Origin of the sequence: Catenulispora pinisilvae (genome assembly GCF_015356865.1) — a bacterium.
Lineage (GTDB): Bacteria > Actinomycetota > Actinomycetes > Streptomycetales > Catenulisporaceae > Catenulispora > Catenulispora pinisilvae.
Genome location: NZ_JAAFZA010000058.1, coordinates 25,810 through 50,469 on the forward strand (window position 1 = coordinate 25,810; position 24,660 = coordinate 50,469).

Here is a 24,660-nt window from a genome sequence, read left to right on the forward strand (position 1 = left end):
GTGTGGCGGCCCTGACGGGTTCTAGAGTAAACCGAACGGTCGGTCGGTTCCAGGGTGGGCTACCGCCCGGCAGCCACGGCCTGGGAAGGAGCGAACGTCGATGGTGGGGACCACGGTGGGGAACGAGTCGAGCGGGTCACTCGTCGGAGTGATCGGCGCCGGCACCATGGGCGCCGGAATCGCCCAGTTGGCCGTACAGGCCGGGCACACGGTCGCGGTCTACGACGCGCTCGACGGGGCCGCCGCGCGGGCTGTCGAGGGCATCGGCAAGCGCCTGGACTCGCTCGCGGCGAAGGGCCGGATCGCCGCTGAGGAAGCTCAAGCGGGCCGGGACCGGCTGCGCGCGATCGAGGCGCCGGCCGAGCTCGAGGACGCCGTCCTGGTCGTCGAGGCGGTGGTCGAGGACCTCGGCGTGAAGCAGAAGCTGTTCGCCGAGCTGGAAGGCATCGTCGGCCCGGACTGCCTGCTGGCGACCAACACCTCCTCGCTGTCCATCAGCGCCATCGCCGGCGCCCTGCGCGAGCCCGAGCGCCTGGTCGGCATGCACTTCTTCAACCCGGCGCCGCTGATGCCGCTGGTCGAGGTCATCGAGGGCCTGGCCACCGCCCCCGAGCTCAGCGCGGCCGTCGCCGCCCTGGCCCAGGCCTGGGGCAAGACCACGGTCCACTGCCGCTCCACCCCCGGCTTCATCGTCAACCGCGTCGCCCGGCCCTTCTACGCCGAGGCCCTGCGCGCCTACGAGGAGCAGGCGGCCGACATCGCGACCATCGACGCGGTCCTGCGCGAGAGCGGCGGCTTCAAGATGGGGCCGTTCGAGCTGATGGACATGATCGGGCTCGACGTGAACCTCGCCGTCTCGACCTCGGTCTGGGAGGCGACCGGCTACGACCCGCGCTACACCCCGGCGTGGACGCAGAAGGAGCACGTCGCGGCGAAGCGGCTGGGGCGCAAGAGCGGGCGCGGGTTCTACGAGTACGGCGAGGGCGTGGAGAAGGCGGCGCCGAGCTACGCGGACACGCTCGGTCTGGAGCGGTATCCCGCGCCGAGGCTCCACCGCAGCCACGGCAAGACCGCGACCTCCTACGGCGACGGCCGGATCCTGATCGACATCGTGATCGATCCCGACGGCATGTCGACCGTCGCGATCGCCCCCGCCGCCGACACCCCGGACGATCGCCTGCAGGAGGCCATCGTGTTCCTGCAGGCCATGGGGAAGAAGGTCGTGATCCTGGAAGACGTCCCCGGCCTGGTCGCGACCCGCACGGTCGCACGCCTGGTGAACGAAGCCGTGGACGCGCTTTATCGGGGCGACGCCGATGAGGAGGACATCGACACCGCCATGAAGCTCGGGGTCAACTACCCCAAGGGGCCGCTGGAGTGGGGCGAGGACCTGGGATTCGGCTACCTCTGCGAAGTCCTCGACAACCTTGAGGACGTCTATCGCGACGGCCGCTACCGCGCCTCGCCGTTGCTGCGGCAACTCGCTCAGGCCGACCGGCTCATGGACGCGCCGCTCAGCCGCGCACCCGGCGCCGCGCTGATCGAGGAACTCGCGAAGGACTCCGAGGCCGACACGCTGCTCGACGACTTCTTGAAGGAACACGACCCTACTCAGAACAACCCCGACCAGCACCAGGACCACCAGCACGACAACCCCGACAAGGATCCAGCATGACCGACGCCTACCTAGTCACCGGCACCCGCACCCCCTTCGGCCGCTACGGCGGCGCCCTGGCGTCGGTCCGCCCCGACGACCTCGCCGCGCACGTCATCCGCGAACTGCTCGCGGGCGTCCCGCAGATACCGGGGGAGGCCGTCGGCGAGGTCTTCCTCGGCGATGCCAACCAGGCCGGCGAGGACAACCGCGACGTGGCGCGCATGGCGTCGCTGCTGGCCGGGTTGCCGGTGACGGTGCCCGGCGCCACGGTCAACCGGCTGTGCGGATCGGGGCTGGAGGCGTTGGTGCAGGCTGCGCGGCAGATCCGGCTCGGGGAGGCGGACCTCGTCGTGGCCGGCGGCGTGGAGTCGATGTCGCGGGCGCCGTTCGTGATGGGCAAGGCCGATACCGCCTTCGCCCGCGGCGCCGACGTCTTCGACACCACCATCGGCTGGCGGTTCGTCAATCCCTTGATGAAGAAGCAGTACGGCATCGACTCCATGCCGGAGACGGCCGAGAACGTCGCCGAGGAGTTCCACATCGGCCGCGAGGACCAGGACGCGTTCGCGCTCCGCTCCCAGGAACGCGCGCTGCTGGCCCAGGAGAACGGCCGGCTGGCCAAGGAGATCTCGCCGATCAGCATTGCGCGCCGCAAGGCCGATCCGGTCGTCGTCGACCGGGACGAGCACCCGCGCCGCACCTCCCTGGAAGCGCTCGCCAAGCTCGGCACGCCGTTCCGCGAGGGCGGCACCGTCACCGCCGGCAACGCCTCCGGCGTCAACGACGGCGCCGTGGCGCTGCTCGTCGCCTCCGGGGAAGCCGTGGAGCGGTACGGCCTCACGCCGCTGGCGAAGGTCGTCACCTCGCACACCGCCGGCGTCGAGCCGCGCATCATGGGCATCGGCCCGGTCCCGGCCACCCGCGGCCTGCTGGAGCGGGCCAAGCTCGGGATCGGCGACATCGACGTCGTCGAGCTGAACGAGGCGTTCGCCGCGCAGTCGCTGGCTGTCTTGCGGGAACTGGGACTCCCCGACGACGCCTCCCACGTCAACCCCAACGGCGGCGCCATCGCCCTCGGGCACCCGCTCGGGGCCTCCGGCGCCCGGCTGGCCCTCACCGCGGCCTTGGAACTGAACGAGCGGCAGGCCCGCTACGCCGTGGCGACGATGTGCATCGGCGTCGGACAGGGGATCGCCGTGCTGCTGGAGCGTGCGGCATGAGCTCGCGTCCAGGTTTGGGAAAGATGCCGAGCCAGGGAAAGATGCAGATTCCGGAGCGGGTCCTCGACGACGCCGAGCGGATGACTGTCGAGGAACTCAGGGCTCTGCAAACCGAGCGCATGGCGTGGACCCTGGACCACGCCTACGCCAACGTCCCGCACTACAAGTCAGCCTTCGACGAAGCCGGCGTGCACCCGCGCGACTTCAAAGAACTGGCCGACCTGAGGCACTTCCCCTTCACCGCGAAGAAGGACCTGCGCGACAACTACCCGTTCGGCATGTTCGCCGTGCCGCGCGAGCAGGTCGCCCGGATCCACGCCTCGTCCGGCACCACCGGCAAGGCCACCGTCGTCGGCTATACCAAGACCGACCTCGAGAACTGGGCCTCGGTCGGCGCGCGCTCGCTGCGCGCCGCCGGTGTCCGGGCCGGCGACCGGGTCCACGTCGCCTACGGCTACGGCCTGTTCACCGGCGGACTCGGCGTGCACTACGCCGCCGAGGCGCTGGGCGCCACCGTGATCCCGATCTCCGGCGGGCAGACCGCGCGGCAGGTGCAGCTGATCCAGGACTTCGAGCCCGACGCGATCTGCGTGACGCCGTCGTACCTGCTGGCCATCGTCGACGAGATGGTGAGGCAGGGTATCGACCCGGCCGCCACCTCGCTGCGGGTCGCGGTGCTCGGCGCCGAGCCGTGGACCGACGCCATGCGCGCGGAGATCCAGGAGCGGCTCGCCGTGCACGCCGTGGACATCTACGGGCTGTCCGAGGTGATGGGTCCCGGCGTCGGCAACGAGGACGTCGCCGAGCAGGACGGCACTTACCTGTGGGAGGACCACTTCTACCCGGAGATCGTCGATCCGGGCACCGGCGAGGTGCTGCCGGACGGCGCGATGGGTGAGCTGGTCTTCACCTCGCTGACGAAGGAGGCGATGCCGGTCATCCGCTACCGCACGCGCGACCTGACCCGGCTGCTGCCCGGGTTGAGCCGGCCGATGCGGCGGATGGAGCGGATCACCGGGCGCAGCGACGACATGATGATCGTGCGCGGCGTCAACGTGTTCCCCAGCCAGATCGAGGAGGAGCTGCTGACGATCGCCGGGCTCGCGCCGCACTTCGTCTGTGTGCTGACCCGTCCGGGACGGCTCGACGAGTTGTGCGTGCGGGTCGAGGCGCGCGAGGCTTCGGTGGATCGGGACGCGGCCGCTTCGCGGCTGGCGTTCGGGGTGAAGGAGCGGTTCGGCGTCACGGTCACGGTCGACGTGCTGGACCCGGGGGCGCTGGAACGCTCGCAAGGCAAGGCACAACGGATCCTCGATATGCGAGGCGGCGAAAAATGATCTACAACAGGTTCCGATGAATTCTCAGAACTCGCAGAACTCGCAGGGCTCCCAAAGCCCGCAGGGCTCGCAGGGCTCGCAGCGAGTCCAGGACTCCCCGCGGGCCCAGACGGGCGCCGCCGCGCGGCGCGTCACCTACACGCCCGACTCCCTGCTAGAAGTCGCCGTCACCGTGTTCAACGAGCGCGGCTACGACGGGACCAGCATGGAGGATCTGGCGCGGGCGGCGGGGATCACCAAGTCCTCGATCTACCACCACGTCAAGGGCAAGGAGGAGCTGCTGACCCGCGGCGTCAACCGGGCCCTGGACGCGCTGAACGCCTCGCTGGACACGCTGGAGGACCTGCCGGACGCCGGGGATCTGGACCGGGTGGAGCAGGCGGTGTTCCGCGCGGTCCAGATCCTGGTCGAGGAGTTGCCGTATGTGACCCTGCTGCTGCGGGTACGCGGGAACACCGAGGCCGAGCGGGCCGCGCAGGCCTCGCGACGGGCGATCGACCAGCGGCTGGCCGGGTTCGTGGAGCGCGCGGCCGCGGCCGGGGCGCTGCGCACGGACCTGGACCCGCGGCTGGCGTCCCGGCTGGTGTTCGGGATGGTGAACTCGGTCGTGGAGTGGTACCGGCCCGGGCCCGGGCGGTGGTCCGCGGACGACGTCGCGTCCGCGGTGACGCACGTGGTGTTCGACGGGCTGCGGCGGCGCTGATCGGCAGGGCCGGCAGGGTCGGCAGACCGATCAGCGCCGCCCGCGGCCGGTCGGTCCGCCGAGCCGCCGCGGCCTACTGTGGTGGCCAGTCGAGCTATCGGGCCCCGTACTATCAGGCCCCTGTGCTATCAGGCCCGTGCGCCATTAGGACCGTGCGCTAAAGCAGGCCCGTGCGCTGCCAGGTTCCTGCTACAGATAGGGCCGCGTGATCAGTTCGATCCCGTGGCCGGCCGGGTCCAGGAAGTAGACGCCGCGCCCGTCGTGCTCGTGGTTGATCTCGCCCGGGAGCCGCATCTGCGGGTCGGCGAAGTGCTCGATCCCGGCCGCGCACAGCCGCTGGTAGGCGCGGTCGAACAGATCGTCGTCGAGCAGAAAGGCGTAGTGCTGCATCTGGATCTCGACCGGCGGTTCGGCGAACTGCAACAGGACGCCGTCGGCGAGTTGGATGTTCGCGAACGGGCCCCAGGACGGCGCCTCGGCGGCTTCGAGCAGTTCGCGGAAGAAGAGTGCTGATTCGGTCCGGTTCTTGGACGCGATGATGGTGTGGTTGAACGTCGCGGGCATGTGACCTCAAAGGATTCGGGTTTCCAGCGGGACTCGTCGGTGGGTGCACGAGTGCTGGGAGGTCCGCGTGCCGCGCGTAAGGGGTACCGGTTCGGCACCCGCGGCGCGCTCAGCCAGCCACCGGGTCGCCGATCCGTGCGTGGCCCATGGCCGGTCCGGTGTTCACGCGATCCACAGTACTGGATTTCTCACTAAGTTCTCAGCCCGCAAGACCTTGTCGCCCGCGGGCAGATTCGGGAAGATCTGCGTTAGACGTGGTGGCTGAAGGAAAGTACGCGACATGATCGATGAGCTCGCGCCGGTCGGCTCCATCGCCGACCTCTTCGAACCGGAACCCGCGGCCTGGGGCCTGCGCGGGGACCCTTACGTGTGGCGGTCCTTGCGGACGATGCTGGCGAAACAGATGCTGCCCACCGCCGAGCGCGACTTGGTGGAGATCCTGCGGTCCTCTTTCCGATGGCTCACCGGCAACACCTTCGACGACCCGACCACGGACCGCATCTACCGCGAGGAACTGGCGCGCGGCGGGATGACAAGCGGGCAGGTCGATCTCGAGGTGTGGCGGAACGTGCTGATCCCGCTGCTGATCGAGCGCTGGCGCATCCTCGGGCCGGCCGCGCGGCCGCAGCCGGAGGCGGCGGTGGCTCAGGGACCGATGGTGGCTCGCACGTGGGCCACGGTCCACGCGGGGGCCGTGGCCCAGGGACCGACCATGACTCCGGGGCCGACCACCGCCTAGGGACCAACCCTCGCCTGGGACCAGCGCTCGCCTAGGGACCAACCATTGCTCAGGAACCGGCCATGGCTCAGGAACCGGCCATGACCCAGGAACCGACCATGACCCAGGAACCGACCATGGCTCAGGAACCGGCCATGACCCAGGAACCAGCCATGGCCCAGGAACCGGCCATGACCCAGGAACCGGCCATGGCTCAGGGAGCGACCTCCCACAGCAGCCGGTAGTACTCGGTGCGCTCGGGGTCCGGCGCGATCCCGTACGCGTCCAGCAGCGGCTCTTCCCAGCCGCCGCCGTAGTTCCACGTGGTCGACCACGTCGCGATCGCCAGGTCCGACCAGCGATCCGCGATGCCGAGGTCGCCAAGGTCCACGTGCCCGGCGAAGCGGCCGTCGGCGGACAGCAGGGTGTTCGGCGCGCAGGTGTCGCCGTGGCCGACCACGAGCTTGTCGACCGGCGGGATGTCGGCGACCCGCTTCAGCGCGTCGGCGTAGCTGAGTCCGGCGAAATCGGTGTGCAGGGTGCGATGCGCGCGCTGCGCGGCGTTGCGTTCGGCCTCGGCGACCCGCTCCTCGGCGGAGGCGCTGAACGGGCACTCGGCGACGGGCAGCGCGTCGTGGAAGACGCGCAGGGCCTCGCCGATGACCCGCACGGCTGTCGCAGGGTCCTGTTTCCAGCGCTCGCTGACCGCCATCTCCCCGTCGAGCGCGGCGGTGATCAGCCACGTGCCGTCGGCGTTCGACGCCTGCTCCATCACCCGGGGCACGAGCACGAACGCCCCGGCCCACCGCATCCGCGCCGCCTCCCCTGCCAGGTCCACCTCGCTGCCGGCCGGGGCCCACTTCGCATAGCGGGCGTCCGGTCCGGAACCGAGCCGGAAGGTCGAGGCGCCCTCGTTGTGCCAGACCGGGACGATCACGCGTCCGGCCGCGGCCTCGCGGATCGGATCCGGGACCGGGAGGTCGGGCGGCGGGACGCTGTCGAAGCTGGGCAAGGTCATTTAGGCAGGATGCCAGGGTCCACGCGCCAGGGCCCGGGATTATCCGCCGCGCCGCGCCTCAGCTGGGCTCCAGCCTCAGCTCGGCTCCACCGCCAGCCGATAGCCCCGCTTCGTCACCGTCGCCACCACATCCGCGTGCTCCCCGAGCGACGTCCGCAGCCGCGCGACCGTCGCCTCCACCGCGTGCTCGTCCCGTCGCATCCCGGTCCACACCCGGCGCAGCAGCTCGGCCCGGCTCAGCACCCGGCCGGGCTGCCGGGCCAGCTCGCGCAGCACGCCGGCGGGCAGCGGCGAGAGCGGGACCGGGCGGCCGTCGATCAGGACCGCGTTGCCCTGCACCACGATGTCGCGGCCGGGGGTGTTCAGGCGGCGGCGGACGCGGGGCGGGAGTTCCTGGGTGATCACCCGGGCCAGTGAGCCCAGGCGGCCGCGGTCCGGCCAGGCCGGGGCGATGCCGTGCGCCTCAAGCGGCGCCGCGCAGACCGGGCCGATGCACGCCGCCAACACGTCCGCCTGCATCGCGTCCACGACCCGGGTCAGGCTGCCGTCGTTCTCCGCCGCCGCCAGGAACGCCGCCGCGCCCGGGGCCGAGGTGAACGCCACCGCGTGCACCTGCCGCCGCACCACCGCCTCCACCAGGCGGGCCACCGCCGCCGTGTCCTGCGGCGGTCCCCACTGGTACACCGGCACCGGCACCACCTCGGCGCCGGCGCCGCGCAGCGCGTCCAGGAACGCGGTGTCGGCGCTGCCGTGCAGCTGCACCGCGATCCGGGAGCCGGCCAGGTCTTGGGCCAGCAGCCAGGCCAGCAGCTCGGTGGAGGACTCCGACGGCGGCGAATAGGTTTCGCGCATCCCACACTGCCGGACCGCGCCGGTCGCCTTCGGCCCGCGCGCGGCCAGCGTGGCCGCGGTCAGCACCGCCGACAGCGGCTCGGCCAGACCCCAGCCCTCGGCCGTGGAGATCCACGCCCGCCAGCCGATCCCCGTGGTCGCCACCGCGTAGTCCAGCGGCCCGCGCAGGCACTCCTCGGTCGCGGCCCGCAGCACCCGGTCGTCGGTCAGCGGGATGATGCGCATGGTCGGCGCCGTCATGACCTCTGCCCCGCGCCGCCGGAGCATCGCCGCCAACTCCTCCCGGCGCCGGTCGGAGGTGATCGCCACGACGCAGCCGACCAGGGGTTCGGGGAGCGCTCCGGCCTGCGCGGCGGTCGGCACACCCGTCGGTGAACCCGGTGTGTCCGATTCGATTGTCGTGGTGTCCATGAGCCGCACTATCTCCGCGCCCGATTACGGTGGTGTTGCCGACCGGCTACGGGGCGGTAAGACGGTCCGCGCTCGCGTTTCGCACCCGCGCCGAACCCGTGCCGAGCCTGCGTCGAGCCCGTGCCGAGCCTGCGTCGAGCCCGTGCCGAGCCTGCGGACAACACGCCATGCGCGGCACGTCACGTACGTGACTTGCCGCTGTGAGACGTCCGTCGCGCGGGGGTAACGGCGGCGCGGCGCACCGGAAACGCGCGCTGGCGAAGGTGGGGCCATGGACGCGCTCCCCGCAGTCACCCGGACCCACTGCCCGTACTGCGCGTTGCAGTGCGGAATGGAGCTGCACGCCGAAACCGGCACGCCGCTTCGTGTCGCCGGCTGGAACGGGTTCGGGGTCAATCGCGGGGCGCTGTGTCAGAAGGGCGCTACGTCGACAGAGCTGCTGAATCCGGCGGTGCGCTTGACGACTCCGCTCCTGCGCAGCCACCGCAGCGCGGAGCTGGAGCCGGCGACCTGGGACGAAGCCCTGGACTTCACCGCAGACCGGCTGTCCGCGATCGGCGCCGGGCACGGACGCGACGCGGTCGGCGTCTTCGGCGGCGGCGGCCTGACCCACGAGAAGGCGTACTCGCTGGGCAAGTTCGCCCGCGTCGTGTTGCAGACCCCGCACATCGACTACAACGGCCGGTTCTGCATGAGCGCCGCCGCCGCGGCCTCGCAGCGGGCCTTCGGCGTGGACCGGGGCCTGCCGTTCCCGCTGGCCGACGTCGCCCACACCGACGTGATCCTGCTGGTCGGCTCCAACCTCGCCGACACCATGCCCCCGGCCCTGCGCTACTTCACGGCGCAGCGGGAGAACGGCGGCCGGCTGATCGTCGTGGACCCGCGCCGGACCCGGACCGCCGAGCAGGCCGACCTGCACCTGCAACCGGTCCCGGGCACGGACGCCGCGCTGGCCGCCGGGCTGCTGCACGTGCTGATCGCCGAGCACCTGATCGACGAGGCCTTCATCGCCGCCCGGACCACCGGCTTCCAGGAGGCGCGGGCCGAGGCGCAGCGGTGGTGGCCCGAGCGGGTCGAGGCGGTGTGCGGGGTGCCCGCGGGGGAGGTCAGGGCGGCGGCCAGGATGTTCGCCGGCGTTTCGGCTGGAGCTGAAGACAAGGCCGAAAACCCTTATGGCACCTCAGGAATGGTGCTCACCGCGCGCGGCACCGAACAGCAGGCCGACGGCGCCGACGCCGTGAACGCCTGGATCAACGTGGCGCTCGCCGCCGGGAAGGCGGGGCGTCCGTACTGCGGCTACGGAGCCATCACCGGCCAGGGGAACGGCCAGGGTGGGCGCGAGCACGGGCAGAAGGCCGACCAGCTGCCCGGCTACCGGAAGATCACGGACCCGGCGGCGCGCGAGCATGTCGCCGCGGTCTGGGGCGTCCCGGCGGACTCGCTGCCGGGGCCCGGGCGTCCGGCGGTGGAGCTGCTGGCGTCGTGCGGCACTGATATCCGGGCCCTGCTGGTCGCCGGGTCGAATCCGGTGGTGTCGGCTCCGGATGCGGAGTTCGTGACGTCGCGGTTGCGGGCGCTGGAGTTCCTGGCGGTGTGCGACGTGGTGCTGAGCGAGACGGCCGCGTTGGCGGACGTGGTGTTCCCGGTGACGCAGTGGGCCGAGGAGACCGGGACCGTGACGAACCTGGAAGGCAGGGTTCTGTTACGCCGACAGGCCGTCGCGCCGCCCGAGGCGGTGCGCTCCGATCTGGACGTGCTCGGCGCCCTGGCGTCGCGTCTGGGCCGGCCGGGGTTCCTGACGTCGCCCGCGGAGGTGTTCTCGGAGCTGGCCCAGGCCTCCGCCGGGGGCGTCGCGGACTACTCGGGGCTGTCGCACGAGCGGCTGGACGCGACATCGGAGGGTCCGGGGCTGCACTGGCCGTGCCCGACCCCCGACCACCCCGGCACGCCCCGCATGTTCCTGGACGCATTCGGCACCCCGGACGGCCTGGCGCGCTTCGTGGCGGTGGCCTGCGAACCGGCGATCGAGGAACCGTGCGCCGAGTACCCGTACCGACTGACGACCGGGCGCGTGCTGGCGCAGTACCAGTCGGGGGCGCAGACCCGGCGGGTGCGCGCGCTGAACGCCGCCGAACCGGGCCCGTTCGTCCAGCTGCATCCGGACCTGGCCGCCGTACTCGCGGTGGCTGAGGGGGACGCGGTGCGCGTGACGAGTCGGCGGGGCTCCGCGGTCGCGGCGGCCCGGATCAGCGATCTGATACGGCCGGACACGGTGTTCATGCCGTTCCACTGGGCCGGAGCGGGCCGCGCGAACTCACTGACGCGCCGCACCACGGATCCGGTGTCGGGGATGCCGGCCTTCAAGACGGCGGCGGTGCGGCTGGAGGCGGCGCTGGTGGAGACGGCACAGGTGGAGACGGCACGGGCGGAGACAGCACGGGTGGAGGCAGCACAGTGAGCCGGGTCGTGGTCGCGGGCGCGGGACTCGCCGGGCACGAGGTGGTCCGGCGGCTGCTGGCCGACCCGGGCTTCGACGGGACGATCACCTGGCACGCCGGGGAACCGGGCCGCCCCTACAACAGGGTTCTGCTAACGGACCTGCTCGCTGGGCACCATGCTCCGAGCGCGGTTGAACTGCCGACGCTGACCGACCCGCGCCTGACCTACCGGACGACGCCACTTCGCACCATCGCCGAGGCGGAGTTCGACCACCTGGTGTTGGCGACCGGCGCGGAGCCGCTGATCCCGCCGGTGCGGGGGAACGCGGTGCCGCTGCGGACGCTCGCGGATGTGCGGACGATTCTCGGCGAGCTGGAGGGTGCCGGCGGTGCGGTACCTGCGAACCGCGAGGCACGCGCGAACCGCGAACCGCTTGCGAACCGCGAGGCCGATCCCGGGCGCAGGCAGGTTGGCGCGGTGGCGATGGGCCGCGGTTTGCTTTCCGGCCGGAAGCATTCCGGAGGGCGGCGCATCGCGGTCGTCGGCGGCGGCCCGCTCGGTGTGGAGACCGCATGCGCGTTGGTCAGCCGAGGGGTGCGTGTCGAGTTGCTGCACCGGGGTCCGCACCTGCTGTCCCGTTGGCTCGATGCCGAGTCGGCGAGCCTCCTCGCCGACTCCCTGACCGAGGCTGGAATCGTCGTGCACTGTGATACCGACATCTCCGCCGCGACCGGGGTCTGGCCGAGCGCCGACCTGGTGATCCTCGCCTGTGGCACCTGCCCCCGCGTCGCCCTCGCCCGCGCGGCCGGGCTGCCGCTGGGGACCGGCATCCTGGTCGATCCCTGCGGCCGCTCCATCGGCGACGATCGGATCTTCGCAATCGGTGACTGTGCGGAAACTATCGGCGTGAGCTCTCCGACTGGTGCGCTAGGTGCCTTCGAAGGCGCGCGGCGTGCTGTGGCGGCTATCGGAGGCGTGGCGTCTACGCAGCCTGCGATCGTCGCGCCGCTGCGCCTGCGCACCTACGACATCCCCGGTGCCGACGTCGCCGTCCTCGGCACGCCGCGCGCCGAGCCGTCCATCCAGTTCACCGACCAGCGCCGTCGTACGCGCAAGGTGCTCGCGTTGGACGGGGATGTGCCGGTGGCCGCCGCGCTGGTCGGGGACGTCGGCGCGGCTGCCGCGCTGGCGCGGGCCATCGCGCGGCCGAGTGCGCCGGCGCCGCGGGTGCCGGCCGCGCTTCTCACATCCGGGGCGGGGCGCGGTGCGGGCGGGGTCGGCAACGCGTAACAAGGCCGACGCGGGCGGGAAACGGCGCGGCGGGAGCCTGGGGCCATGAGCCCATCGCAGCGCACGGTTCTCGTCGTCGGACACGGCATGGTCGGCCATCGCTTCGTCTCCAGCCTGCTGGAGCACGGGCACCCGGCGCCGGACGTCACCGTGTTCGGGGCCGAGGACCGGCCCGCTTATGACCGGGTGCGCCTCTCGTCGTGGTTCGAGGACCGCGATCCCGCCTCGTTGCGCCTGGAGCCGTATTCGGACGGGGGCGTGGAGGTGCTGAGCGGAGTGGCCGTGGCCGGCGTCGACCGGGCGGCGCGGACCGTCACCACCGCGGACGGCGATGTGCGGGGTTACGACACCCTCGTGCTGGCCACCGGCTCACGCCCCTTCGTCCCGCCGGTGGAGAACCACCAGGCGCCGGGCTGCTTCGTCTACCGCACGCTGGACGACGTCGAAGCCATCGCCGCGTACGCCGCCGAGCCGGACCGCACCCCCACCCCCACCCGCGCCCGCACCACCGGCGTCGTGGTGGGCGGCGGCCTGCTCGGACTGGAAGCCGCCAAAGCACTGACCAGCCTCGGCCTGAAGACCACGGTCGTGGAGTTCGCCCCGCGCCTGATGCCGCTGCAAGTGGACGACGGCGGCGCGGCGGCGCTCCAAGCGCGGATCGCAGAACTCGGAGTCACGCTGCACACCGGCACCCGTCTGGACAAGGTCGTGGTCGGCGAGGACGGCGCCGCGACGGCCGTGCAGGCGGTTCGCGGCGATGACGTCCTGGCCATCGAGGCCGACCTGGTCGTCTTCGCCGCCGGCGTCCGTCCCGAGGACAGCCTGGCCCGCGCGGCCGGACTGGACGTCGGCGAGCGCGGCGGCATCGTCGTCGACTCGCTCTGCCGCACCGAGGACCGGCACATCTACGCGATCGGCGAGTGCGCCCTGGCCGCCGACGGCCGGGTCTACGGCCTGGTCGCGCCGGGATATCAGATGGCTGAGGCAGCCGCCGCACACATTGCCAAGGAAGCCGAGGACCGGGCCTTCACCGGCGCCGACACCTCCACCAAACTCAAGCTCCTCGGCGTGGAGGTGGCCAGCTTCGGCGACGCCTTCGGCGTCGGCGACGGCGCCACGTCCGCCACCTACAGCGACTCTCGCCGCCGGGTCTACCGCAAGCTCACGATCGCGCCGGACGGCCGGCTGCTCGGCGGCATCCTGGTCGGCGACGCGGAGGACTACGGAACCCTGCGCGCGCTGGTCGGCGAGCAGCCCCCGGCCGCTCCCGAGGCGTTGCTGCTCCCGGCCGGGACCGCCGGTGCCGTGTCGATCGGGCCCTGCGGCCTGCCGGACTCGGCCGTCCTGTGCTCCTGCCACAACGTGACCAAGGGCGCGATCTGCACGGCGATCCACGATCTGGCCGGACAAGGCGACGGTCAAGACGACGGCGAGGTGACACCGAAGCAGATCGGCGGCTGCACCAAGGCCGGGACCGGCTGCGGCTCCTGCGTCACCTCGATCAAGGCCCTGATCAAGGCGGAAGGCGGCGGCGGTAGCTCAGGGCTCTGCGAACACTTCTCGCAGACCCGCTCCGAGCTCTACACCATCGTCCGCCGCGACCACATCACCGGCTATGCCGAACTCCTCGCCAAGCACGGCACCGCCGCCAAGGGCGTCACCGACGGCTGCGACGTCTGCAAGCCCGCCGTCGGCTCCATCCTGGCCTCCCTCGGCGGCCTGCTCGCCGAGGGCGAGGCGAAGCCGCACGTCCTGGACGGCGGCCAAGCCGCGTTGCAGGACACCAACGACCACGTCCTGGCCAACCTCCAGCGCAACGGCTCCTACTCCGTCGTCCCGCGCATCCCCGGCGGCGAGATCACGCCGGACAAGCTCATCGTCATCGGCGAGGTGGCGCGCGACTTCGGCCTCTACACGAAGATCACCGGCGGCCAGCGCATCGACATGTTCGGCGCGCGGATGGCCGACCTGCCGAAGATCTGGCAGCGGCTGGTCGACGCCGGCTTCGAATCAGGGCACGCCTACGGCAAGGCGCTGCGGACGGTGAAGTCGTGCGTCGGCTCCACCTGGTGCCGCTACGGTGTGCAGGACTCGGTCAAGATGGCCATCGACCTGGAGCTGCGCTACCGGGGCCTGCGGGCCCCGCACAAGATCAAGATGGCGGTGTCCGGCTGCGCCCGGGAGTGCGCCGAGGCGCAGTCCAAGGACGTCGGCGTCATCGCCACCGAGCGCGGCTGGAACCTCTACGTCGGCGGCAACGGCGGCGCCCGGCCCCGGCACGCCGACCTGCTCGCCACCGATCTCGACGAGGCGGCCCTGATCCGCACCATCGACCGCTTCCTGGCCCTCTACATCGCCCAGGCCGACCGGCTGGAGCGGACCGCGACCTGGGTCGAGCGCTACGAGGGCGGCCTGGACCGGCTTCGCAGCGTCCTGATCGACGACGTCGAGGACCGCGGCGCGGAGCTGGAAGGGCTGATCACCGCACACGTCGAGGCCTACACCGACGAATGGCGTGCGGTGCTGGAGGACCCGGTGAAGCTGGCCCGCTTCGCCACCTTCGTCAACGCGCCGCAGGCCCCGGACCCGACCGTCGCGTTCGTGCCCGAACGCGGCCAGATCAAGCCGCTGCTGACTCTTGGGAGGCGCTGATGTGGACCGCGGTATGTAAGTACTCGCAGTTGGAACCCGGTCGCGGAGTGGCCGCCCTCGTCGAGGGCGAGGCGGTGGCGGTGTTCCGGCTGCGCGACGGCTCGCTCTACGCGGTCGGGAACCTGGACCCGTTCTGCGGCGCCTCGGTCATCTCCCGCGGCATCACCGGCATGCGCGGCGACGGCACCGCGACCGTCGCGTCCCCGATGTACAAGGACGTCTTCGACCTGGCGACCGGCGTCGCCCTGGACGCGCCGGACGTACGCCTGCCGGTGTTCGCGGTGCGGCGGCACCGGGGCGTGGTGTGGGTCGCGCCGGATGTCACATCGCAGACCGCGGCGGGTGCAGAACTCCTCACAGAACCGACGCTGGTGACCTGATCAGGCGAAACAGGGTCTTCGTAGGTTGCGGTCATGACAGCTACCACAGGAGCTACCACAACAGAGCGAAACCTGTCAGACCGGGACCTGCTGGCGGCCTGGAACCCCGAGGACGAGGACCTGTGGGCCGCCGGCGCCCGCCGGATCGCCCGTCGCAACCTCGCCTACTCGATCCTGTCCGAGCACATCGGCTTCTCGGTGTGGTCGCTGTGGTCGGTGCTGGTGCTGTTCCTCGGCCCGGACTACCACGTCGACGCCGCCGGCAAGTTCCTGCTCACCTCGCTGCCCACGGCGGTGGGCTCGGTGCTGCGGCTGCCGTACAGCTTCGCCGTCACCCGCTTCGGCGGCCGCAGCTGGACGGTCTTCAGTGCCCTGATCCTCCTGGTGCCGTGCGGCCTGTGCGCGTTCCTCATCAAGCCCGGGGTGTCGTACTCGACGCTGCTGATCCTGGCGGCGGTAACAGGTGTCGGCGGCGGGAACTTCGCATCATCGATGACGAATATCAACACCTTCTATCCCGACCGGCTCAAGGGCTGGGCGCTGGGCCTCAACGCCGGCGGCGGGAACGTCGGCGTCGCGGCCGTGCAGCTCGTCGGGCTGGCGGTGCTGGCCTGGAGCGGCAAGGGCCACCCGGGCCTGGTCGCCGGGATCTACCTGCCGCTGATCGTGGTGGCCGCGGTCGGATCGGCACTGTGGATGGACAACCTGCCGAACCGGACGGCCGCCAAGGGGGCGATCCGCGAGGTGGCCAAGAGCGGCCGAACCTGGGTCATCTCAGTCCTCTACATCGGCACCTTCGGTTCGTTCATCGGCTTCGGCTTCGCGTTCGGCCAGGTGCTCCAGGTCCAGTTCAAGACCCAGTTCGCCACCCCGGTCGACGCCGCGTACCTGACGTTCCTCGGCCCGCTGCTCGGCTCGCTGTCCCGCCCGATCGGCGGCCGGCTGGCCGACCGGCTCGGCGGTGCGCGCGTCACGCTCGTCACCTTCGCGGCGATGGCCGCCAGCGCCGTCGTCGTGCTGGCAGCCTCCGAAGCCGCCTCGCTCGCGGCGTTCGTGACCGGCTTCGTGCTGTTGTTCGTCTTCAGCGGCGTCGGCAACGGCTCGGTCTACAAGATGATCCCGGCTCTGTTCGCCGGCGAGCCCGAGCCCCGGGCCCGGCGGCTGAGCGGGGCGCTGATCGGATTGGCGGGGGCCGTTGGGGCGTTCGGGGGAGTGCTGGTGAACATGGCCTTCCGGCAGTCGTTCCTCAGTACGAAGAACGGGGACGCGGCGTACTGGACGTTCCTGCTCTTTTACGCGCTGTGCGCGGGGCTGACGTGGGTCGTTTTCATGCGCCGGGCCGGCCGCACGGTCCGGGAGGCGGCGCCGGCGATCGGGTGAAGCGCACGGCGTGACGGCGGGTTCTCCTTGCGACACAAGGAGAACCCGCCGCTTTGCGTGCGCCCGGTGTGGCATCGTGGAGGGTCGGCAGGTTCCGCGACGCCCGGACGCCCGGGTGGTCAGACGGATTTCGCAGCAGGCCGCCGGTATAAGTACGCTGAGCTATCGTTCGGTTGCGCCCTTGAAAGGCGACAGCATGCACATATCGGCTCTATCCCGCGGACGGCGGTCGTGACCGGGAAGCCCGTGAAGCGGCCCGAGGATGACACCTCGGAGCGGCGCAAGCTCATCAGCCTGGGTTCCGCGGCGATCCTTCTGCTCTGCATCGATCCCTTCGTGCACGGCACGGCGCAGGTCGCGTGCTTCAGCGCGACCAGTCTCTGCGGGATCGGCGCGCTCACCCAGCTGGCGCACGTGGACTGGCTCAGGCTCCGTAGGGCGCGCAAAACGCAGGCGTCTTCGGCCGACTACGAAGGGCTGCCACAGTCGCTGCTCATCGAGCGGCTGGCCGGGGCGAACCGCAGGGTGCGGATCGTGGACACGATCTGTGCGGTCGCGACCGATCCGGACAACGGCCCGCGGATGTTCGAGATCCTGGCCGATCGGCTGGCGCGCCATGGCGAATTCGTCCTGGAAGCCGCCTTTCTGTGCCCGCTCTCGCCGGCCATGAAAGAGCGTGCCAAGCGTCTGAACCGCACTGAGGCGCAGCAGGAGCGGATCGCCGAGAGCACCCTTGGGAAGTTCGAGGTCTTCGTGGCCGGTCTGCCCGCCGATCATCGCGCCCGGGTCTGGATATGGCTGTACAAGGAACCGCCGTCCTACGCGTCCTACCGGGTCGACGACTCGAACCTGGTGTGCGGATTGGTGGGGGACCAGCGGTCGCAGGACGCCCTGTACGTCGACATGGCGCCCGGGTCTTTGCACTCGCGACAGTGCGACGGGGACTACGACCAGATCCGGCGGAGCGGTCTGCCGCTGGCCGAACACCGCTCTGGAACGCTGGTGGTGCACGACCCCGCCGGCGACCGGGAGATCGAGCGCGTGCGTTTCCTGCGGCACGGCGGCGAGGTGTTCGTGGCCGTCACCGATCGCGATGACCGGGCGTTCGTGGCGAACTGCGACTCCGTGACGTGGTGGCACTGCGGGGAGCAGAGCACATGGGCGCCGAAGGCCGTGGACCCGCGCACCCAGGACCATTTGCAAGCCGAACTGGACGAGGCCTGGGAAGTGAAGTACCACACGCCCGACCGTCCGCCCTTCTTCCTCCTCGGAACAGTGCCCTGATATCCGCGCGGTGGGGCAGGGAAATTCCCAGGAGCGTGCCTTGTGCCGCATTGGCGGCTAACATCCCCCAGTACCGGACCTTTATCAGGGTTCGGTCACAGGCGTGGGGGTGGCGCGATGAGGCGGGGCTACAGCCCGGTCGAGATGGCGACGGCCGCCGGGATCACCGCGGCCACGGCGTTCTTCACCGCTGCCACTACGTGGCGCGGCCAATGGAACGTCGCGTCCGTGTCGACGGCGTCCCTGCTGTGGGTGTCGATCGCGGCGCTCGCGGTGCTGGCCGTGGTCGTGCGTCGGCCGGCCTACCGGCCCACGACCGCCGTCGACACCTGCGTGGGTCAGGAGTTCCCGGAGTTTCCGGCACGGCGCTACCTGCGTGCGGTGGAGGAGGCCAAGCAGCTGGTCCGGATCCAGGACGCGTGCATCGGCTTCCTGCTCGAACCCGAGCTGCGGGAGCGTGCCATGGTCGCGTTCCGGCGGCTGTTGCAGGACGCCGGCGGCCGGGTGGAGATCGTCCTCATGGAGCCGCAGGCCATCGAGGTCGGGTTGCGTGCCGAAGCGCTCACCGCGGCTTTTGAGAACCCGCAGGATTACGTGGAGCGGGTGAAGGCGAATCTCTGCCACCTCTACCAGTTCCGCAAGACCCTGACCGAGTCCGCCCGCTCCCGGTTCGAGGTGACGCTCGTGTCCTGGCTGCCGGGCGTGACCTGCTACCAGGCCGACGACGTCCTGCTGACGGCGGTGTTCCCGTTGTATCGCAGGTCTGACGACGCGCCACAGATCTGTGTGGCGGAGGATTCACCACCCGGCCACGTGGTCAGCGAGGCGTTCCGCTTCCTACGGGACCGGGTCGGGCACGGGTTCGAGGAGCGCATGCTGCTGGCGGTCGCGTCGGGCGACGTGGACCTCGATGCGGACGCGGGTGCCGGGAACGGGTGTCGGATGCGGTATGTCGGCCCGGACAGCGATGACCGCGTGTATGTGCTGGCCGGGGACTGCGCCATCGCCGACGGCGAGCGGGTCGTCGCCGACTTGCCCGACGACGACGGCGACTCGGTTCGGCGGCGCTACGAGGCCCGGGTGTTCGAGCGTTCCGAGCCGCGCTTCACCCGAGTGGCCGATGAGCTGGTGAGCAAGTACGGCGACGAGATCGCTGAGGAACGGGTCCTGGCGCTGCTGCCCGCTTGACTCACTCGTCAGACTCACTTGTCCTGCTCTGGGGCTCCAGCACCAACTCCGGGTCGCCTGGCAGCGCCGGCAGGTGGTCCGTCTCGTCGAAGACCAGCAGGGTGCGGGTGGAGCGGACGCCGGGCATGTTCTGGATGTGCGCGAAGACCAGGTCCCGCAGCGTCTTGTTGGAGGCGCTGCGGACCAGCAGCAGGACGTCGAAGTCGCCGCTGACCAGCGCCACGTGCTCCACCCAGGGCAGCGCGGCCAGGCTGTCGCGGATCTGCCGCCAGCTGTTCTGCTCGACTTTCATGGTCAGGTAGGCCGAGGTGCTGAAACCGACCCGTTCGGGGTCGACCTGGATCGTGAAGCGGCGGATGACTCCGTCGTCGAGCAGGCGTTTCACCCGGGTGTAGACGTGCGCTCGGGAGACGTGGACGGCGGCGGCCAGGTCCCGCATGGACATCCGGCCGTCCTGCTGGAGCAGGTGGACGATTCGGCGGTCGGTGTCGTCCAGGGTGGACGGTTGGTTCGGGTTAGCGGCGCTCATGCTTCCAATTGTCTCCGATCTTGGATGCTTACTGGTCAGGCGGTGTCTGCCGAACAAAGACTGTGCACATTGTCAGCAGAGCTGAAATGCATCACACAGCCAAAGCACCTCCGACACGTGTCAATGGAGACGACGTGACCGTTCTAGCCACGCCCGACAAGACCGGGTCGGGCTTTCCCCTGGGGTTCGACACGATCTTGGACCCCTCGCCCTTGCAGTACCTCGACGAGCACGGCGCGCTGTCCGGCGCGCTGCGTGACGATGCCCTTGAGCTGGAGCCGAAGGAACTGCTGGCGACCTGGCGGGCCATGGTGATCGGCCGCCGCTTCGACGTGCAGGCCACCACGATGGTCCGGCAGGGCCGGTTGGCCGTCTACCCCTCCTCGTTCGGCCAGGAGGCGTGCGAGATCGGCGCGATCCTGGCGCTGCGGCCCACCGACTGGTTCTTCCCGACCTATCGCGACTGCGTGTCGATGGTGACCCGCGGCATCGACCCGGTGCAGACGCTGACCCTGCTGCGCGGCGACTGGCACTGCGGCTACGACCCGCAGCAGTGGCGCACCGCCCCGCAGACCACGCCGCTGGCCACCCAGGGCCCGCACGCCGCCGGGCTCGCGCTGGCCGCCAAGCTGGCCGGGGACGACACCGTGGCGCTGGCGTTCTGCGGCGACGGCGGGACCTCGGAGGGTGACTTCCACGAGGCGCTGAACTTCGCCGCGGTCTATCAGGCCCCTGCCATCTTCTTCGTCCAGAACAACCAGTACGCGATCTCGGTGCCGCTGGCCAAGCAGACGCACGCCGCCGCGCTCGCGCACAAGGCCGTCGGCTACGGCATGGCCGGCGTGCGGGTGGACGGCAACGACGTGATCGCGGTGCGGCACGTGGTCGCCGAGGCCGCCGAGCGGGCCCGGCGCGGCCAGGGGCCGACGCTGATCGAGGCCGTGACCTACCGGATGCAGGCGCATACCAACGCCGACGACGCCAGCCGGTACCGGGACGAATCAGAGGTCGAGTACTGGAAGGTGCGCGACCCGCTGGCCCGGCTGGAGACGTACCTGCGGGCCGCGGGCCTGCTGACCGACGAGGCGGTGGCCGAGGCGAATCAGGCCGCTGAGGACCTGGCGGCCGAGATGCGGGCCCGGCTCGGCGAGGAGCCGGAGGTGGACCACCGCGAGCTGTTCGCGCACGTCTACGCCGAGCCCACGCCGCAGCTGCTGGAGCAGGCCGCCGCGTTGCAGGCCGAGCTCGACGCCGAGCAGCTCGATGCCGACCAGGTCGACTCTGCGCAGAGCGACGCCGAGAGCGAGGCCGGCCGATGACCGCGACCCTGGACGGTGCGACCAACACCGCGATCCCCCTGGCCAAGGCCCTGAACCAGGCGCTGCGCGACGCGATGGGCGCCGACGAGCGGGTGGTCGTCTTCGGCGAGGACGTCGGCGTGCTCGGCGGCGTGTTCCGCGTCACCGACGGCCTGACCCGCGAGTTCGGCGAGAACCGCTGCTTCGACACGCCGTTGGCCGAGGCGGGCATCATGGGCACCGCGATCGGCATGGCGATGTACGGCTTCCGGCCGGTGGTCGAGATGCAGTTCGACGCCTTCTCCTACCCGGCTTTGGAGCAGATTTTCTCGCACCTGGCGAAGATGCGGAACCGGACCCGCGGACAGCTGCCGCTGCCGGTGGTCGTGCGGGTGCCTTACGGCGGCGGGATCGGCGGCGTGGAGCACCACTCGGATTCCTCCGAGGGCTACTTCGTCGCCACGCCCGGCCTGCATGTGGTGACGCCGGCGACGGTGTCGGACGCGTACACGCTGCTGCGCGCGGCGATCGAGTCCGACGACCCGGTGATCTTCATGGAGCCCAAGCGGCTGTACTGGTCGAAGGACACGATCGACGCGCTGGCCGCGAGCGGGTCGGCGGCCGGGTCGGGGACCGGTCCGGTCACCGGGCAGGCGACCGGGCAGCGGATCGGGCAGGCGGCGGTACGGCGTCAGGGTACTGATGCCACGCTGATCGCCTACGGCCCGACGGTGCAGACCGCCTTGGAAGCGGCCGAGGCCGGCGCCGCCGAGGGATACGACCTGGAGGTCGTCGACCTGCGCTCGCTCGTGCCGTTCGACGACGCGACCGTCACCGCCTCGGTCCGCAAGACCGGGCGCGCGGTGGTGATCCACGAGGCCGTCGGCTTCGGCGGGACCGGCGCGGAGATCGCCGCACGGGTCTCGGAGCGGTGCTTCCACTGGCTGCAGGCCCCGGTGCGCCGGGTGACCGGCTTCGACATCCCGTACCCGCCGCCGAAGCTGGAGCGGCACCACCTGCCGTCGGTGGACCGGATCCTGGACGCGGTGGCGTCCTTGCAGTGGGAGGACCGGTGAGCACTCGCGAGTTCCTGCTGCCGGACCTCGGCGAGGGGCTGACCGAGGCCGAGATCATCGCCTGGCATGTGACGGTCGGCGAGCACGTCGGCGTCGATCAGGTGGTGTGCGAGGTCGAGACGGCGAAGGCCTCGGTGGAGGTGCCGTGCCCGTACGCCGGCGAGGTCGTTGAACTGTACGGGGCGGTCGGGGACGTCATCGACGTCGGGAAGCCGCTGATCAGCATCGCCACGACTGCTAATAACGGGCCCGAAAAGCTGGGCGCGGCGCCGGAGGAGCCCGCCGATCGGGCGCGGCTCGATGCCGAGGCGCGCAACGATGCGGCGAAGGCTGGGTCTGCGAAGTCGGGGTCTGGGAAGTCCGGGTCTGCGAAGTCTGGCGCCACGAAGTCCGGGGCGGTGCTGGTCGGCTACGGGACCAGCGAGAGCACCGGGGTCCGGCGGCGGCGCGTGGTGAGCGGGTTCGGCGGGCACGCGGCCGCACCGCCGCGCGTGCATGTCGCGCCGGTCGTGGTTCCCGCGGCCCCCACCAACGGGACTGCTCCCAATCGCGCCGGTGCTACTCCAGTTGCTGAGCCTGAGCCGGAGCCGACTGGACGCAAGAACGGCGGCCGGATCGCTGTCGTGTCGCCGCTGGTGCGCCGGCTCGCCAAGGAGGGCGGGCTCGACCTGACTTCCGTGCGCGGGTCCGGGCCCGAGGGCCTGATCATGCGTCGGGATGTCGAGGCGGCTCTTGCTGCTCCGGCTGTTGCGCCTGTCGTTGCTCTGGCTTCTGCCACTTCTGCCACTTCTGCCGTTTCCGCCACCGGTATCGCCGAGCGCGAGCGCGTTCCCTTGCGGGGTCTGCGCAAGACGGTCGCCGACAAGCTGTCCCGCTCCCGTCGCGAGATCCCCGACGCGACGACGTGGGTCGATGTCGACGCGACCGGCCTGATGGAGCTGCGCGCGGCGCTGAACCGCGACGCGTCACAGCGGAAGATCAGCCTGCTGGCGGTGCTGGCGCGGATCTGTGTCGCGGGCCTGGCCCGCTACCCGGAGCTGAACGCGACGGTCGACGTCGAGCGTCAGGAGATCGTCCGCTACGCCGACGTGAACCTGGGCTTCGCCGCCCAGACCGACCGCGGCCTGGTCGTGCCGGTGGTGCACGGCGCCGACCGGATGTCGACCGAGGAGCTGGCGGCCGAGTTCGAGCGGCTGACGACGGCGGCGCGCTCCGGCTCGCTGCCGGTGGCGGACCTGACCGGTTCGACCTTCACGCTGAACAACTACGGCGTCTACGGCGTCGACGGCTCCACCCCGATCCTGAACCACCCCGAGGCCGCGATGCTCGGCGTGGGGCGGATCGTGAAGAAGCCGTGGGTGGTGTCCGGCGCGGGCGGCGACGAGCTGGCCATCCGGCTCGTGACGCAGCTGTCGTTCACCTTCGACCACCGGGTGTGCGACGGCGGCGTGGCCGGCGGTTTCCTGCGATACGTCGCGGACTTGGTCGAGGAGCCCGCGCGGTTGTTGCGGGGGCTGTAGCGCCAGTGGGGCCTGACAGGGAGCTCTGTCAGGCCCCATATTCACATCAGGACGTGAACGCCGCAGCGGCCAGCCGGTTCGCGTTCTCCAGCCCGGCCTCGGCCGCGAGGTCGGTGACGCCGGTCGAGACGATGCCGACGTGCCGCAGGTCGCGGGTGGCGAACATGGCGGTGAAGTAGCCCATGTCCTCGCCGGTCTTGCCCCACAGCACGGTGCCGTCGGGCAGGGTGTCGGTCCCGATTCCCAGGCCCAGGCAGGCCTTGCCCTTCTCCGGGCCGGTTTGGCAGTTCCCTGTGTCGCCGGTGTAGGGGAGCAGGTCTCCCCGGGTGTCGCGGGGGAGCGTGAACATCTGCGCCAGCTGTGCGGGCGGCAGGAGACGGCCCTGGAACAGCGCCGTGATGAAGCGGTCGAGGTCGCCGGTGGTGGAGATCATGCTCGACGGGTCGCCGCCCTGCGCGCTGACGTCCGTGACAGTGCCCTGACTCCCGGTGAGGTAGCCGTGCATGTAGGGCGAGGGCATCCGCGGCGCGCCCTGCGGCACGAAGGTGCCGGTCAGGTGCAGCGGGCGCACGATGCGCGCGTTGACCTCGTCGCTGAAGGAACGCCCGGTGACGTGCTCGATCAGCAGCCCGATGATGCGGTAGTTCAGCGAGTTGTAGTTCTGTGCGGTGCCCGGCGCGAAGACCGGCCCGGGCCACGCCTGCCCGGCGGGGCGCAGCGTCGAATCGATGATCTGCTCGAAGTCGTGGTACCCGAAACGCCCCGCGATCATCTGGTCGGTGCTCAGATCCGGGCCGCCGGCGCCGATCTGCGGCAGCCCGCTGGTCATGTTGAGCAGCTGGCGCAAGCTGATCGGCTGGAACGCGGCCGGCAGCAGCCCGGGCAGGTAGTGCTGCACGCTCTGGTCCAGATCCACACGCCGCTCAGCGGCCAGTTGCAGCAGCACGACGGCCGAGAACGTCTTGCTGATGCTGCCGATGCGGAAGTGCGCATCGGCCGAGACCGGCTGCCCGGTCTGCGCGTCGCCGGAGGTGCCACGCCAGGTCTGGCCCTCGCTCTGCACGAACGCCACCGCGCTAGCCGCTGCCTCGCCAGGACGCTCGGCGATGGCTTGCTGGAGCGCGGCGGGGTTGAGGGGTGGGGC

20 protein-coding genes are annotated in these 24,660 nt (G+C 71.0%); 15 read left to right on the forward strand and 5 right to left on the reverse strand.

Translation table 11 applies throughout. The features are described from left to right. Window positions 1–100: 100 nt before the first annotated feature. From IZR01_RS18155 to IZR01_RS18170, 4 genes are read left to right on the forward strand one after another with little or no spacing between them, the layout of a single operon-like run. Window positions 101–1,675, forward strand: a complete 1,575-nt coding sequence (locus IZR01_RS18155; protein ID WP_228559707.1) for a 3-hydroxyacyl-CoA dehydrogenase NAD-binding domain-containing protein — start codon at window positions 101–103, stop codon at window positions 1,673–1,675. Beyond that, a complete protein-coding gene (pcaF, locus tag IZR01_RS18160; protein WP_194924494.1) occupies window positions 1,672–2,877 on the forward strand; it encodes a 3-oxoadipyl-CoA thiolase in 1,206 nt (401 codons plus the stop codon). Before IZR01_RS18155 ends, pcaF begins: the two co-directional genes overlap by 4 nt. 23 nt (window positions 2,878–2,900) lie before the next feature. Next, window positions 2,901–4,214, forward strand: coding sequence for a phenylacetate--CoA ligase PaaK (paaK, locus tag IZR01_RS18165; RefSeq protein WP_228559709.1), 1,314 nt, complete (start codon window positions 2,901–2,903; stop codon window positions 4,212–4,214). Window positions 4,215–4,230: 16 nt separating this feature from the next. Then, window positions 4,231–4,917: a TetR/AcrR family transcriptional regulator gene (locus IZR01_RS18170; protein ID WP_228554847.1), complete on the forward strand. Its 687-nt coding sequence runs from the start codon at window positions 4,231–4,233 to the stop codon at window positions 4,915–4,917. Window positions 4,918–5,106: 189 nt separating this feature from the next. On the opposite strand, the gene IZR01_RS18175 is transcribed toward IZR01_RS18170, so the two are convergent. Further along, window positions 5,107–5,481 (reverse strand): VOC family protein, encoded by a 375-nt coding sequence (locus IZR01_RS18175; RefSeq protein WP_194924495.1) that lies wholly within the window; start codon window positions 5,479–5,481, stop codon window positions 5,107–5,109. A gap of 280 nt (window positions 5,482–5,761) precedes the next feature. On the opposite strand from IZR01_RS18175, the gene IZR01_RS18180 reads away from it, so the two are divergent. Next, window positions 5,762–6,220: a hypothetical protein gene (locus tag IZR01_RS18180; RefSeq protein ID WP_194924496.1), complete on the forward strand. Its 459-nt coding sequence runs from the start codon at window positions 5,762–5,764 to the stop codon at window positions 6,218–6,220. 193 nt (window positions 6,221–6,413) lie between these two features. On the opposite strand, the gene IZR01_RS18185 is transcribed toward IZR01_RS18180, so the two are convergent. Both IZR01_RS18185 and IZR01_RS18190 read right to left on the reverse strand, forming a co-directional pair. After that, window positions 6,414–7,217 (reverse strand): aminoglycoside 3'-phosphotransferase, encoded by an 804-nt coding sequence (locus tag IZR01_RS18185; protein WP_194924497.1) that lies wholly within the window; start codon window positions 7,215–7,217, stop codon window positions 6,414–6,416. A gap of 75 nt (window positions 7,218–7,292) precedes the next feature. After that, complete coding sequence (locus IZR01_RS18190) at window positions 7,293–8,480, reverse strand: uroporphyrinogen-III synthase (RefSeq protein ID WP_194924498.1); 1,188 nt, start codon at window positions 8,478–8,480, stop codon at window positions 7,293–7,295. Between the two features lie 271 nt (window positions 8,481–8,751). Between IZR01_RS18190 and IZR01_RS18195 the strand changes: the two genes are divergently transcribed. The 7 genes from IZR01_RS18195 to IZR01_RS18225 all read left to right on the forward strand — a co-directional run bounded on the left by IZR01_RS18195 (window position 8,752) and on the right by IZR01_RS18225 (window position 19,093). Then, window positions 8,752–10,938, forward strand: a complete 2,187-nt coding sequence (locus IZR01_RS18195; protein ID WP_194924499.1) for a molybdopterin oxidoreductase family protein — start codon at window positions 8,752–8,754, stop codon at window positions 10,936–10,938. Beyond that, complete coding sequence (locus IZR01_RS18200) at window positions 10,935–12,209, forward strand: NAD(P)/FAD-dependent oxidoreductase (RefSeq protein ID WP_194924500.1); 1,275 nt, start codon at window positions 10,935–10,937, stop codon at window positions 12,207–12,209. Before IZR01_RS18195 ends, IZR01_RS18200 begins: the two co-directional genes overlap by 4 nt. A gap of 45 nt (window positions 12,210–12,254) precedes the next feature. After that, the gene (nirB, locus tag IZR01_RS18205; protein WP_194924501.1) at window positions 12,255–14,861 is read left to right on the forward strand and encodes a nitrite reductase large subunit NirB; all 2,607 of its coding nucleotides are present in this window, start codon (window positions 12,255–12,257) and stop codon (window positions 14,859–14,861) included. Continuing rightward, complete coding sequence (nirD, locus tag IZR01_RS18210) at window positions 14,861–15,241, forward strand: nitrite reductase small subunit NirD (protein WP_194924502.1); 381 nt, start codon at window positions 14,861–14,863, stop codon at window positions 15,239–15,241. Before nirB ends, nirD begins: the two co-directional genes overlap by 1 nt. Window positions 15,242–15,274: 33 nt before the next feature. Then, window positions 15,275–16,621 carry a nitrate/nitrite transporter gene (locus IZR01_RS18215; protein ID WP_194924503.1) on the forward strand — a complete coding sequence of 449 codons (1,347 nt, stop codon included), beginning with the start codon at window positions 15,275–15,277 and terminating at the stop codon, window positions 16,619–16,621. 231 nt (window positions 16,622–16,852) lie between these two features. After that, window positions 16,853–17,905, forward strand: a complete 1,053-nt coding sequence (locus tag IZR01_RS18220) for a hypothetical protein (protein WP_194924504.1) — start codon at window positions 16,853–16,855, stop codon at window positions 17,903–17,905. A 117-nt stretch (window positions 17,906–18,022) separates the two neighbouring features. Then, window positions 18,023–19,093, forward strand: a complete 1,071-nt coding sequence (locus IZR01_RS18225; RefSeq protein ID WP_194924505.1) for a hypothetical protein — start codon at window positions 18,023–18,025, stop codon at window positions 19,091–19,093. Window position 19,094: 1 nt separating this feature from the next. On the opposite strand, the gene IZR01_RS18230 is transcribed toward IZR01_RS18225, so the two are convergent. Further along, window positions 19,095–19,622, reverse strand: a complete 528-nt coding sequence (locus IZR01_RS18230) for an Lrp/AsnC family transcriptional regulator (RefSeq protein ID WP_194895354.1) — start codon at window positions 19,620–19,622, stop codon at window positions 19,095–19,097. 134 nt (window positions 19,623–19,756) lie between these two features. On the opposite strand from IZR01_RS18230, the gene pdhA reads away from it, so the two are divergent. Genes pdhA through IZR01_RS18245 form a run of 3 tightly spaced genes read left to right on the forward strand, consistent with a single transcriptional unit; the run spans window position 19,757 to window position 23,516 of the window. Beyond that, complete coding sequence (gene pdhA / locus IZR01_RS18235; protein WP_323747033.1) at window positions 19,757–20,941, forward strand: pyruvate dehydrogenase (acetyl-transferring) E1 component subunit alpha; 1,185 nt, start codon at window positions 19,757–19,759, stop codon at window positions 20,939–20,941. After that, window positions 20,938–21,996: an alpha-ketoacid dehydrogenase subunit beta gene (locus IZR01_RS18240; RefSeq protein WP_194924506.1), complete on the forward strand. Its 1,059-nt coding sequence runs from the start codon at window positions 20,938–20,940 to the stop codon at window positions 21,994–21,996. Before pdhA ends, IZR01_RS18240 begins: the two co-directional genes overlap by 4 nt. Continuing rightward, window positions 21,993–23,516, forward strand: a complete 1,524-nt coding sequence (locus tag IZR01_RS18245; protein ID WP_194924507.1) for a dihydrolipoamide acetyltransferase family protein — start codon at window positions 21,993–21,995, stop codon at window positions 23,514–23,516. The genes IZR01_RS18240 and IZR01_RS18245 overlap by 4 nt, the downstream gene beginning before the upstream one ends. A 46-nt stretch (window positions 23,517–23,562) precedes the next feature. On the opposite strand, the gene IZR01_RS18250 is transcribed toward IZR01_RS18245, so the two are convergent. Further along, window positions 23,563–24,660: serine hydrolase domain-containing protein (locus tag IZR01_RS18250; protein ID WP_194924508.1), on the reverse strand; the 1,098-nt coding region annotated here is incomplete at its 5' end.

What these genes read in the sequence shown, in the direction of transcription:
- IZR01_RS18155 (WP_228559707.1), top strand. Translation starts at nt 101, where the DNA reads ATGGTGGGGACCACGGTGGGGAACGAGTCGAGCGGGTCACTCGTCGGA.
- pcaF (WP_194924494.1), top strand. Translation starts at nt 1,672, where the DNA reads ATGACCGACGCCTACCTAGTCACCGGCACCCGCACCCCCTTCGGCCGC.
- paaK (WP_228559709.1), top strand. Translation starts at nt 2,901, where the DNA reads ATGCCGAGCCAGGGAAAGATGCAGATTCCGGAGCGGGTCCTCGACGAC.
- IZR01_RS18170 (WP_228554847.1), top strand. Translation starts at nt 4,231, where the DNA reads ATGAATTCTCAGAACTCGCAGAACTCGCAGGGCTCCCAAAGCCCGCAG.
- IZR01_RS18175 (WP_194924495.1), bottom strand. Translation starts at nt 5,481, where the DNA reads ATGCCCGCGACGTTCAACCACACCATCATCGCGTCCAAGAACCGGACC.
- IZR01_RS18180 (WP_194924496.1), top strand. Translation starts at nt 5,762, where the DNA reads ATGATCGATGAGCTCGCGCCGGTCGGCTCCATCGCCGACCTCTTCGAA.
- IZR01_RS18185 (WP_194924497.1), bottom strand. Translation starts at nt 7,217, where the DNA reads ATGACCTTGCCCAGCTTCGACAGCGTCCCGCCGCCCGACCTCCCGGTC.
- IZR01_RS18190 (WP_194924498.1), bottom strand. Translation starts at nt 8,480, where the DNA reads ATGGACACCACGACAATCGAATCGGACACACCGGGTTCACCGACGGGT.
- IZR01_RS18195 (WP_194924499.1), top strand. Translation starts at nt 8,752, where the DNA reads ATGGACGCGCTCCCCGCAGTCACCCGGACCCACTGCCCGTACTGCGCG.
- nirB (WP_194924501.1), top strand. Translation starts at nt 12,255, where the DNA reads ATGAGCCCATCGCAGCGCACGGTTCTCGTCGTCGGACACGGCATGGTC.
- nirD (WP_194924502.1), top strand. Translation starts at nt 14,861, where the DNA reads ATGTGGACCGCGGTATGTAAGTACTCGCAGTTGGAACCCGGTCGCGGA.
- IZR01_RS18215 (WP_194924503.1), top strand. Translation starts at nt 15,275, where the DNA reads ATGACAGCTACCACAGGAGCTACCACAACAGAGCGAAACCTGTCAGAC.
- IZR01_RS18225 (WP_194924505.1), top strand. Translation starts at nt 18,023, where the DNA reads ATGAGGCGGGGCTACAGCCCGGTCGAGATGGCGACGGCCGCCGGGATC.
- IZR01_RS18230 (WP_194895354.1), bottom strand. Translation starts at nt 19,622, where the DNA reads ATGAGCGCCGCTAACCCGAACCAACCGTCCACCCTGGACGACACCGAC.
- IZR01_RS18240 (WP_194924506.1), top strand. Translation starts at nt 20,938, where the DNA reads ATGACCGCGACCCTGGACGGTGCGACCAACACCGCGATCCCCCTGGCC.